The organism is Streptomyces sp. NPDC006197 (assembly GCF_040613865.1).
Lineage (GTDB): Bacteria > Actinomycetota > Actinomycetes > Streptomycetales > Streptomycetaceae > Streptomyces.
This window is the reverse complement of sequence record NZ_JBEXSZ010000212.1, coordinates 1-10,337: the sequence shown is the minus strand read 5'-3', so window position 1 is coordinate 10,337 and position 10,337 is coordinate 1. Positions and strand designations below refer to the sequence as shown.

General features: G+C 70.5%; 10 protein-coding genes. 1 reads left to right on the top strand and 9 read right to left on the bottom strand.

Features of this window, described 5'->3' with window-relative positions; translation table 11 throughout:
* Positions 1 to 837 precede the first annotated feature (837 nt).
* The 4 genes from ABZ318_RS37245 to ABZ318_RS37230 form a co-directional block, all read right to left on the bottom strand.
* Entirely contained in the window at positions 838 to 1,068 is a 231-nt protein-coding gene (locus ABZ318_RS37245) for a hypothetical protein (RefSeq protein ID WP_356906854.1), read from the bottom strand.
* A gap of 76 nt (positions 1,069 to 1,144) precedes the next feature.
* Positions 1,145 to 2,383, bottom strand: a complete 1,239-nt coding sequence (locus ABZ318_RS37240; protein ID WP_356906853.1) for an MFS transporter — start codon at positions 2,381 to 2,383, stop codon at positions 1,145 to 1,147.
* A gap of 186 nt (positions 2,384 to 2,569) precedes the next feature.
* The gene (locus tag ABZ318_RS37235) at positions 2,570 to 3,751 is read right to left on the bottom strand and encodes a hypothetical protein (protein WP_356906852.1); all 1,182 of its coding nucleotides are present in this window, start codon (positions 3,749 to 3,751) and stop codon (positions 2,570 to 2,572) included.
* A gap of 326 nt (positions 3,752 to 4,077) precedes the next feature.
* Positions 4,078 to 4,668, bottom strand: coding sequence for an isochorismatase family protein (locus ABZ318_RS37230; protein ID WP_356906851.1), 591 nt, complete (start codon positions 4,666 to 4,668; stop codon positions 4,078 to 4,080).
* A gap of 159 nt (positions 4,669 to 4,827) precedes the next feature.
* Between ABZ318_RS37230 and ABZ318_RS37225 the strand changes: the two genes are divergently transcribed.
* A complete protein-coding gene (locus tag ABZ318_RS37225) occupies positions 4,828 to 5,814 on the top strand; it encodes a helix-turn-helix domain-containing protein (protein ID WP_356906850.1) in 987 nt (328 codons plus the stop codon).
* Here the strand turns inward: ABZ318_RS37225 and ABZ318_RS37220 are convergent.
* From ABZ318_RS37220 to ABZ318_RS37200, 5 genes are all read right to left on the bottom strand, one after another.
* Entirely contained in the window at positions 5,771 to 6,196 is a 426-nt protein-coding gene (locus ABZ318_RS37220; protein WP_356906849.1) for a hypothetical protein, read from the bottom strand. The two genes, ABZ318_RS37225 and ABZ318_RS37220, sit on opposite strands and share 44 nt — an antisense overlap.
* Before the next feature lie 9 nt (positions 6,197 to 6,205).
* Positions 6,206 to 6,448, bottom strand: coding sequence for a recombinase family protein (locus tag ABZ318_RS37215; RefSeq protein ID WP_356906848.1), 243 nt, complete (start codon positions 6,446 to 6,448; stop codon positions 6,206 to 6,208).
* Between the two features lie 254 nt (positions 6,449 to 6,702).
* The gene (locus ABZ318_RS37210; RefSeq protein WP_356906847.1) at positions 6,703 to 7,125 is read right to left on the bottom strand and encodes a YjbQ family protein; all 423 of its coding nucleotides are present in this window, start codon (positions 7,123 to 7,125) and stop codon (positions 6,703 to 6,705) included.
* Positions 7,126 to 7,409: 284 nt separating this feature from the next.
* A complete protein-coding gene (locus ABZ318_RS37205) occupies positions 7,410 to 8,504 on the bottom strand; it encodes a glutamate--cysteine ligase (protein ID WP_356906846.1) in 1,095 nt (364 codons plus the stop codon).
* 101 nt (positions 8,505 to 8,605) lie between these two features.
* Positions 8,606 to 10,337, bottom strand: a 1,732-nt coding sequence (locus ABZ318_RS37200; RefSeq protein WP_356906845.1) for a prolyl oligopeptidase family serine peptidase, incomplete at its 5' end; no start/stop codon positions are given.

Below are 10,337 nucleotides of genomic sequence, written 5' to 3'. Positions count from 1 at the left end.
GGTACCGGAACACCGCCTCTCAACTGGCCGAACGATCGGTCGGTAGGCCTTTGTCGAAAGCGCGGCCGGAAAGTTGCGGCCACGTGTGCGATCACACGGCCATGCGGACCCGCTCTTCGCCATGGTGGCCAAGGCCCACGCGCCGGGCGGCCGGCTGGTGCGGCCGCAGATACCACCACCTACAGCCATGCGGCAGCGAGCCGCTACGCGAGGAACGACAACCGCACCTGACGGTCGGGGTTGTCCTTGTTGGTGTCCACCAGCCTCCGCTAGGGCAACCCCGAGCCTACGTTGCCTCGACCCGGCGTCGCAGCCTCCGCGGCGTCGAACGGCGGGCGGAGAGGCAGGGGGTGAAGCCCAGCGGGGTGGCAGCGTGTCCGCAGCCGAGACCGTTCAGCCGGTCGTTCGGCCCTGGCCAAGCTGCTTGCTCGCCACAGCATTACGGGCCATTCCCGTCTCCCTCGATGCTGCTCAGGAAACAGCCCCTGATTCACCTGCTCACCAGGTCGAGCAATCTCCAGAAACCGACACCCGCGAATCGAGGGTCCGATCAACCGAGGGCCGCCTGCGGCTGTCGATCTCTTGGGGAGCAGCGCAAACGCCGAGGTGGCGCCCGGTTCTCCGGGCGTCGCCTCGCGTCTCGTCAGACGGGCGGAAGACCGCGCTCGTCCCCCTCCACCTTGTGATACTCCAGCATGATCGACACTCGATCCCGAATACTCCCCCTCAGGAACGGGATCGCGGCCGCCGGATATCGAGGGGATTCGAGCAGACCTTCCAGCACCGTGAAGTACACGGAACTCTGCGAGGGCTCTTGGGGGATGTCGCAGATGTCCTTTACCAGGTCGAAACACCGTCGCAGCAGGTCACTGTCGAGAACCTCCTGCTCCAGGCAGGCTGCAGAACTGGCCAGTTCAGCAGACGGAGCAGGTCGCCGTAGAGGTCCAAGCCCGTGTCCGTCGTCGGCGGCGCCTCGTCCGGCCGAAGCTCGTACCTCTCCTCCACGAGCGGTCTCGCCTCAGGCACACGATCCACCAGAAGCGTGAGGAAGTCGTCAGCGGTGATCACAGGGATTCAGTCCTCTCGCTGGTCAGGCGATGGCTGGTGCAGGGCATCCTTCGCTCCACAACACACACCGAGTGCCCTAGCTGACGCGGGTCTTCTCCCGGGCCGGTTCTGCTGCTGCGGGCGTGGGCTCGTCGACGAGGAGCGGTCGGGCCGCGACCAGGCCGGCCGCGGTTTCGGGGACGACGAGCGCGAGGAGCAGCAGGAGGGGGATCTGCCAGGTGTCGGTGAGGGTGTGGAGGAGTCCGAGGGTGGCGGGGCCGGTGCCGGCGAGGAGGTAGCCGAAGGTCTGCGCCATGCCCGACAGGCGTGCGGCGACGGCCGGGTTGGGTGAGCGCAGGGTGAGGAGGGTCATGGCGAGAGGGAAGGCGCTGCCGGTGGCGAGGCCGAGGATGCATACCCACATCCACGCGAGCGAGGGCATGGTGAGGATCCCGGCGAGGCTGGTGATCTTGATGGCGGCCAGCGCGAGGACGAGGGGCTGCTGTTGCGGGAAGCGGGCGGCGATCACCGGCATGACGTAGCCCATGGGGATGCCGAGGGTGAGCATCACGGAGACCATCGCGCCGGCGGTGGTCCTGCTGTAGCCGTCGGCCTGCATGATCTCGGGCAGCCATGCGGCGAGCGCGTAGAACATGAGGGAGACGATCCCGAGGAAGGTGGCGACCGCCCACGCCAGCGGGGACCGCAGCAGGCTGCCTTCGGGGCGGCCAGCCGCGGGGCGCTGGGTGCCGAAGCCGGGGTCGTGGTGGCGTGTGGCCAGGACGGCCCACAGTGCGGCACCGGCGGCGGCGGGCGCCGCCCAGACGGCCATTGCCGCTTGCCATCCGGCGAGGCGTCCGACGGGCACGGCTATGCCCGCGGCTACTGCGCCGCTGGACGCCATGAGGGTCATCGCCAGGCCGGTCGCCCGCCCGATCTGGTGGGCGAAGCGTTCCTTGACGACGGCGGGGACGAGAACGTTGCCGGTGGCGATCCCCGCGCCGGCGATGATCGTCCCGGCGAAGAGGGCGGTGGTGTAGGGCAGGCCGCGCAGGGTGATGCCGACGGCGATCAGCAGCAGCGCGCCGGTGATCGCGGGCTCGGTGCCGGTACGCCGTGCGAGAGCCGGCACCCATGCGGCGAACGCACCGAGGCACAGCACGGGCAGGGTGGTCAGGATGCTGAGCTGGAGGCCGGTGAGGTGGCGGGTGTGCTGGATGTCGGTGAGCAGCGGGCCGGTGCAGGTGATCGCGGCCCGAAGGTTCACGGTGAGCAGGATGAGGCCGAGCAGTATCCATATGCGGGTGGCGTGGCGTCTGGTCGTGGTGGTGGGCATAGCGGGTGTTCCCCCGGTGTGAAGCATGTGGTGGCCCGGGTGCCGGGTCGTGGCACGGGCGGGAAACGAGGAGACGGCGCCCTCCGTCAGGGGCCTTGCCCCGGGTGGGGTGGGCCGTGTGGAGGGCGCCGTCTCACGGGCCGTGTGCGGGCCGGCCGTCCCCGGCCCGCACACGGTGTCCTTGGGTCAGACGCTGACCGTGTCGTGGCCGAGGGGGCAGCCGCCGGTCTTGGCGGCGGTGCCGGTGAGGAACGCGGCGGCGGTCGCGGTGCTGCCGGTGTCAGAGGGGGCGGCGGCGGTGCCGCCGAGTTGGCCGAGGATCTCCTCGGACAGCAGGTCCTGCTTGCCCTTCAGGCTGGAGGCGACCTTCTGGTCTGCGGAGAACACCATCTCCGCGGCGATGTTGTCCTGGACGATGCGCGCGATGTTCTCCAGCGCCACGTTCACGGGGTCGGTGACGGGCAGCTGGTCGCTGATGATGTCGATCAGGTGCGTCGCCGCGCGGTCGGGGTTCATGTGGGGGCGGATGATGATGGTGTTCTGGTTGTCGACCGACGTGGTCCACATGGAGAACACGGCTATGTAGACGTCGTTCCAGCGGGCGCCGAGCTGGTTCTTCCAGCGGGTCATGAGGGCGTTGACGGCGTCGATCTGGACCTTCGCGGCGTAGGACATGTTCGTGCGTATGTCGCCGTAGACGGCGCCGGTGGCGTCCTCGAACTGCTTCATCGTGAACGACCGGTTGTCGATGGCGATGGAGCAGAAGTCGATCAGCGAGTTGAGGATCGCGCGGGAGGACTTCTCCAGCTTGTCGGGCAGGCCGGCGGGCTTGAGGGCGTTCCGGCCGCTGATCAGGACGTCGCGCCACTGGCGCAGCGGGTCGACCCAGGCGGTGGACTCGGGGCCGACCATGGCGACGGATTCGAGGTCGTGGGCGTCCATGTCGCCGGCCTTGAGGTGCCAGTCGGGGACGCGCTTGTTGAGGTAGCGGGCGAGGACGGAGAACGTGCCGAGCGGGGTGTGGGCGATCGACTTCGCCAGCTGGAAGATCTGGTCGATCGGCGCGGTCTGCTCGACCACGACACCGTTCTCGACCAGGTAGTACGTGCCGCCCTCGGGACCGTTGGTCACGACGATGACCGGGGAGAGCTTGTTCTGGAGTTCGTCCTTGAGGGACTTGTAGCGGGTTCGCATCCCGGCGTTGACGTTCAGGATCGCGGTGCGCGCCTCGCCCTTCGTCATCGCGGGGGCAGCGCCGTCGGTCGTGGGCGCGGTTTCGGCGGAGGCCGAGGTGGCGGTCGCGGTGGCGAGGAGAGTTCCGGCGCCGATCGCGGTCGCGGTGCCGATGAAGTTGCGGCGGGTGGTCATGAGTTTTCCCCTGGTGCTTCCATGGGTGGGTCGGTCGTGAGCGGCCTTGGCGCACGGGCCGGCTTGGGGGGCGGCTGTGCGGTGGTGCCGTTGTGGGGGGAAGCGAGGCGCGGGGCCGTGGTGCGCCGGTGAGGGGGCGCGGGTGCCGTGTGGGCGTGGCGGTCCCGTGGTCTGGCCGGGGGTGAGCCAGAGCGGTGGTGCGGGGTGCTGGGTGGTGCGGGGTGGGGGGGTGTCGCTGCCGGGCCCGGGCGTGCCGGGTGTGGTGGCACGCGGGCCGGAGTGCGAGTTCCGGGGGTTGGGTCCGGCAGCGACGTTCAGGGGATGGCTCAGCCGAGGTCGGCGGTGGTGGGGACGACGACACCCCAGAGGTCGTCGATGGTGGCGAGCGCGCCGTGGTGCAGCTGCTCGGCGGAGACCTCTGCGACCGCGGACTTCAGGGTGCGGGTGGCGGTGGCGTCGGCGACGACGGTGGGCCGGTTGCCGCGCAGGAACGCACCCTGGGCGGTGAACAGGACGCACATGTGGGACATGAACCCGGCGATGACGACGTCCTTGTTCCCGGCGGCGTCGACGAGGTCGCCGAGGTTGGTGTCGCGGAAGGCGTCGGGAACGGTCTTGACGATGGTGGCCTCGCCCTCGATGGGCGCGACGGCGGGGTGGATCTGGCCGATCTCGGCGCGGATGTCGTAGGGGGTTCCTTCGCCGCCGTCGTTGATGACGTGGATGACGGTGGCGCCGACCTCGCGGGCCTTGGCGAGGAGGGTGGCAGCGGCATCGAGCGCGGGCTGCCAGCCGTCGAGTTCCATGACGCCGCGGGTGTAGGTGTTCTGGTAGTCCACGAGGATGACGGTGGAGTTGGCGAGGGTGGCGGGGGTCTGGTCGAACTGGTTGAGCTCACGGAGCGTGGTGGACGGCATGGGTGTGCTTCTCCTGTGGGTGGTTCAAAGATCGAGGGTTTAACTCGGCACCGTGCGCGGCGAGTTACGTTCCCCACCGTAGGGGCTGGCTGAATCGAACCCCTGTCGGATAAGTTGCAGAAACCGACACGACACCTAGCGGAATGGGGGATTCCGGACATGCAGGGGTCCAGACTCGTAGCGATCATGATCTTCGACGGCGTCGACCTCCTCGACGTCACCGGCCCACCAGAAGTCTTCGCCCTCCTGGGCCGTGACCTGAAGAAAGACCCCGGATACCGGGTCCAACTCGCCGCGGAAACCCTCGTCCCCGTCACCACCGGCGCAGGCGTCCGCCTCATACCGGACGTCGCATTCTCCGACATCGCCGAACGGCGCATCGACACCCTCATCGTGCCCGGATCCGTCACCATCGACCGCGAACACCGCATACACCCAGTGATCGACCCCGCCGTAGTCGCCTGGGTCCGAAGGCTCGCCTACCGCTCACGCCGCGTCGCCTCCGTCTGCGTCGGCGCACACCTCCTCGCCGAAGCCGGCCTCCTCGAAGGCAAGCGGGTCACCACCCACTGGTCGACCGCCCGACAGCTCGCCACCCGCTACCCGGGCGTCGACGTCGACCCCGACCCGATCTTCATCAGGCAGGGCAACGTCTGGACCGGAGCCGGCATCACCGCCTGCCTCGACCTCGCCCTGGCCCTCGTCGCCGAAGACTTCGGCGAGCACGCCGCCATGGGCGTCGCCCGCCAGCTCGTCATGTACCTCAAGCGCCCCAGCGGACAGTCACAGTTCTCCGTGCCGATCGAACCTGCCTACACCAGCCGCCGCATGGACGACCTCCGGCACTACGTCACCACGAACCTGCACCAGAAGATCACCATGACGGAACTCGCCGCCCACGCCCACATCGGCGAGCGCCAGCTCACCCGCATCTTCAAGGAAGAGACCGGCATGACCCCGGCCGCCTACGTCGAGACCGCGCGAATCGAGCTCGCCCGCAACCGCCTGGAAGCCACCGAGGAGACACTCCCCCGGATCGCCACGGCGTGTGGGTTCGGCAGCACCGACACCCTCATACGGGTCTTCCGCAAGCGCCTCGGACTCACCCCCAGCGAGTACCGCCGCCGCTTCCGCCACGCCGGCTGAACGCGCAGCGGTCAAGCCGGGCGGGCGGCGATAAGGGCTTGGTGCGGACGGTCTCGGTGAACTGGCCGTCGGGCTGGTGGTCGGCGAGGGCCTGGCGCAGAACCCGCTCGAAGTCGCCGCGGCCGGCGACAGCTCGCCCAGTCGGTTCAGACGAGCGGTCTCGCTGCTCACCGACACGGTCTCGGGGTCGGCGAGGATTGCGGCGGGCGACAGTCCGAAGGACCTCGGCCGCGTGCGGGTAGAGCTCGACGCGGTCGACGCGGCCGTTCGGCACGGCGCGGACGTACTGGAAGCCGTACGACGGCTTGCCCTCAGGGCGGCCCGCAGCTCGGATCTTCTTGGTGGCGTCGCGGTTGCGCCGTTGGATGGCGCCCAGCTCCATCTGCGCGCCCTAGGCCTCCATCGTGAAGCGGTTCTCGTTGTTCGGGTCATCGAGGTTCCAGACACCCTCGTGCCCGTACGTGACGAGGAGCTTGCCCTCGTCGCGCATCTTGTAGCCGGTGTTCAGGCAGTCGACCACGTCGCGGCCGAGCCGGTCGACGGCCGCGGCGACGAGCCCGTCGTACTTGCCCCGCTCATCGCGCAGCCGCGAACCGAGCTTGGGACGGGGCATCGGGTCGGTGGCGCCGGCCACCTCCCAGCCATCCGCCCAGTCGATGATGTGTGCCCACCGGCAGCCGCCGCGGCCGGCACGTCCTCGCGCTGCCGCTCGGGCGAGGTCGTGGCGGCCTTGACCCGCGACAGCCGGCGTACTCCGAGCAGGCACTTTCCGCAGCCGTCCTACGGCCGGTCGATCTCGTCCATGGTGGTACCGCGCACCTTTCTCCCGGTTCGCCGGAGCGTAAGGAGAATCAGCGGCCACACCCACGACGATCTGGATCGGCTCGATCAGCCCAGGAAGCTCAGCCGCACCTGACGGTCGGGGTTGTCCTTGTTGGTGTCCACCAGACATACCGACTGCCAGGTGCCCAGCGCCAGTTCGCCGCCGATCACAGGGATCGTCGCATGGGGCGGCACGATGGCCGGCATCACGTGGTCACGGCCGTGCCCCGGGCTTCCATGGCGGTGCTGCCAACGTTCGTCCGCGGGGAGGAGCTGGTGCAGGGCGGCCAGAAGGTCGCTGTCGCTGCCCGCGCCCGTTTCGATCAACGCCACGCCCATGGTCGCGTGCGGGGTGAAGACGTTCAGGAGCCCGTCTCTGCCCTGGGCCACCTCGGCCAGGAAAGAGGAGCACTCCCGGGTCAGGTCGTAGACCGTCTCCGATGTCCCCGTGGTGATGTCAAGGATGCGGGTCTCGAATCCGTGGCTCATGCCCCCATGGTGGGCGGGCGGGGCTTCCCACTCAAACTTCACACGCGGATGGCCCGGCGGGTGCCCGGGTCATGGTCCGAGGCGAGGAGACGGGTCAGGGGTGGACGGGGACCGGTCGGGGGGGCTCTCCTTCCGCGCTGCCGGGGCCGGCGTCGAGGTACGCCTCGCGCACCGGCAGGTCCACCGACCGACACCGCAGCACGCGGGTGCCTCCCCGCCAATTCACCGTGCGCGGCGCGCCGCGTGAGGGAAGACCGGGCATCCGACTGATCACGCCGATCGTCTCAGGGAGCGACCGTTTCTCTGGTGATCAGCTCGGTCAGGCCCGGTAGTCCGCCTTCGGCCAGTGCGCGGCGTTGCTGGTCCGCCGGAGTGCCCTCCTGGAGCAGCCGGTGCACCAGCGAGGTCACCTCACGGGTGTCCCCGGCCTCGTCGAGGGCGGGGCCGATGTGGTCGAGCAGCATGCAGATCACGTCGCCCGCCCGGCGCGCCCGGCCGGCCGGGTCGACCAGGAGCCCGCTCAGCCCGTGCCGCGCGGCATGCCAGTTCGCCGCCTGCAGCAGTTCGGTCGGACATTCCGGAAGCGGCACGCCCGTTTTCTCGTCGCGTATGGCGGTGGCGGTCAGCGCGCGGACGATGCCGGCGAACATGACCGCCGTGTCCGCGCGCAGTTGGACGTCCGCGCAGCGCACCTCGACCGTCGGGTAGCGGTCGGACAGGCGGGCCTGCCAGTACAACTGGCCGGTGTCGGTGATGACGCCGGTGTCGAGGAGTGTCTGGACGCGTCTTTCGTGGTCTTCCAGCGAGGTGAAGCGGGGCGGCGGTCCGCTGACCGGCCAGCGGCCGAAGATCACCGTGCGCCAGCTCGCGAAGCCGGTGTCGGCGCCGTCCCACAGCGGCGAGTTCGCGGACATGGCCACCAGGGTCGGCAGCCAGACGCGGATACGGCTCAGGACGGCGACGCCCATCTCCCGGTCCGGCACGGCCGCGTGCACGTGCATCCCGTTGACCAGTTGCTCCGCCACCAGCTGTGGAGCCTGAGAGCGCATCGCCAGGTAGCGCGCCTTGCGGGTGACCGGGACGGGGGCCGCTTCCCGGTAAGGGGCCGTCGCGCAGGCGGCGAGCAGGCAGCCGTTCCGCTCCGCCGCCGTGCCGACCGCGTGCCGCAGTCGCAGCAGGTGACCGCCGACCTCCTCCAGATCGGTGCAGACGGGTGTGGCGACCTCCACCTGCGCCTGCAGCAGCTCCGACTGGATCTCGGTGCCCTCCACGAGCGGCCCCAGACCGGCCGCCGCCCGCACCCGATCTGCGAGCGGCACCGGCAGGCACGTGTCCGGATCGAGCAGCAGGTACTCTTCCTCGACCCCAATAGTGATCATACTCTCGTGCATACCCCTGCAAAGCGGGATGAACCAGGCGGGGCAGGTCGCCACACTGTCACCTCACGCGAAGGGGCGTACGCTGCGAGCCCCGGGTCCGCTCAGCCGCTCAGGTGGCGTTCCATCCAGTCGGCGGCGGAGCGGCGGAACAGGCGCCGGTTGTCCGCCCGGCGGAACTCGTGGCCCTCGTCGCGGAGCATCAGCAGTTCGGCGGGCAGCCCCCGTTCCCGCGCGGCGCGCACCACCTGCTCCGACTCCCCCGGCGGGACGTTGGTGTCGTGCTCACCGTGCACCGCGAGCAGCGGTACGCGCAGCTCGTCGATACGGCTCATGGGCGACAGCGCACGCAGCAGCTCCCGGTCGCGCACCGGATGGCCGTACTTGTGCGCCGCCGACTCCGCGATCCACGGCTCGGTTCCCGCGAAGAACGTCGCCAGGTCCGACATCCCGCAGACCGCGACGCCCGTACGGAACAGCTCGGGATGCCATACGAGCGAGGCCAGCGTGAGATAGCCGCCGTACGAGCGCCCCATCACCGCGAGCCGCGTCGGGTCGGCACGGCCGGTGAGCACCACGTGCGCCGCGCAGTCGGCGACGTCGTCGATCGCCGCGAACCGTCCCGTCCCGAGGTCGGCGTCCACGAACGACCGACCCCAGCCGGACGAGCCCCGGACGTCGGGCGCGAAGACGTCCAGACCCCGGCCGAGCAGCTCGTGGTACAGCGGGTCGAACACGGGCCGCTCCTGCTCCTCGGGGCCCCCGTGCAGGTGGATCACGCACGGTGCCGGGCGGTCGGCGCCGCGGCCCGGTGCCCGGTAGTACCACCCGCCCAGCCGCAGTCCGTCGCGGGCGACGGGCCGCAGCGGGACGGGCCGCACGGGCGGCCTGCCCGGCGGTACGGCGTCCTCGTCCCGGGACGACCAGGGTGTGCGGGCCGACGGAGCCCCCGGCGGCACCCACCACACTCCGGGGCGGCGCTGCGAGCCCGACAGGGAGAGCACCATTCCGCTCGGCCCGGCCCGGGTGATCCGCGTGACCACCTCGTGCGGCAGGGGCACGTCCCGGGGCGGCGTCGTCCCCGTGGCCGCCCCGCCGAGCATCGGCCCGCCCGCCGGGAGGCCCAAGGTCTGCAGCTCACCGGCACCCCCCACGTTCCACGCGAGCGCGGCGGTGCGGCCGTCCTCGGTGAACGCGAGGAGCTCCAGGTCGCAGCCCTCCCGCTCCACCACCACGGACAGGCCGAGGCGGCCGCCGTCATCGTCCAGGACGGCCGCGAGCAGGGCGGCGAACTCCCGCTCGTGGTCGCTCCGCAACCACAGGGTGCGCCCATCCGGCGAGAACCTGCCGATCCAGGGATCCCCATCGCCGACCCGCAGGACCGACCTGGTCGTGAGGTCGGCGATGCGTACCACCGCCGCCTCCCGTCGGCCGCGTGGACCCCGGCGCACCAGGGCGAACCGCGCGTCCTGGCTGATGTCGCACACCCGCAGCGTCGCGGCCCCCGACTCGGCGGCGACGAGCACGGGGGACCGGACTCCGTCGGGATCGACGAGATACGCGCTGAGGCGGTCCCGCGCCCCTTCCGGGGCCTCCGGCCCCTCCGGCGCGTCCAGCCGCCGTTCCGCCCCTACCAGCGTCTCCGGTCCCACGGACAGGTGTCCGTCCGACCCGACCCGTGAACGGGGCCCGGGCGCCGCCTCGCCCTGGTGGACACCGCCCAGCAGCGTCGCCTGTCCGTCCGAGGGCCACATGGTCTGCTCCGGCACCATCGTGAAGGACCCGCGCCGCCCCGGGAAGTCGAACCTGGTCTGGACGGCCGGCCACTGCGTCCAC

Coding starts and splice junctions, on each gene's coding strand:
- ABZ318_RS37240 (WP_356906853.1), bottom strand. CDS start 2,383: ATGCCCACCACCACGACCAGACGCCACGCCACCCGCATATGGATACTG.
- ABZ318_RS37235 (WP_356906852.1), bottom strand. CDS start 3,751: ATGACCACCCGCCGCAACTTCATCGGCACCGCGACCGCGATCGGCGCC.
- ABZ318_RS37230 (WP_356906851.1), bottom strand. CDS start 4,668: ATGCCGTCCACCACGCTCCGTGAGCTCAACCAGTTCGACCAGACCCCC.
- ABZ318_RS37225 (WP_356906850.1), top strand. CDS start 4,828: ATGCAGGGGTCCAGACTCGTAGCGATCATGATCTTCGACGGCGTCGAC.
- ABZ318_RS37220 (WP_356906849.1), bottom strand. CDS start 6,196: ATGGAGCTGGGCGCCATCCAACGGCGCAACCGCGACGCCACCAAGAAG.
- ABZ318_RS37210 (WP_356906847.1), bottom strand. CDS start 7,125: ATGAGCCACGGATTCGAGACCCGCATCCTTGACATCACCACGGGGACA.
- ABZ318_RS37205 (WP_356906846.1), bottom strand. CDS start 8,504: ATGATCACTATTGGGGTCGAGGAAGAGTACCTGCTGCTCGATCCGGAC.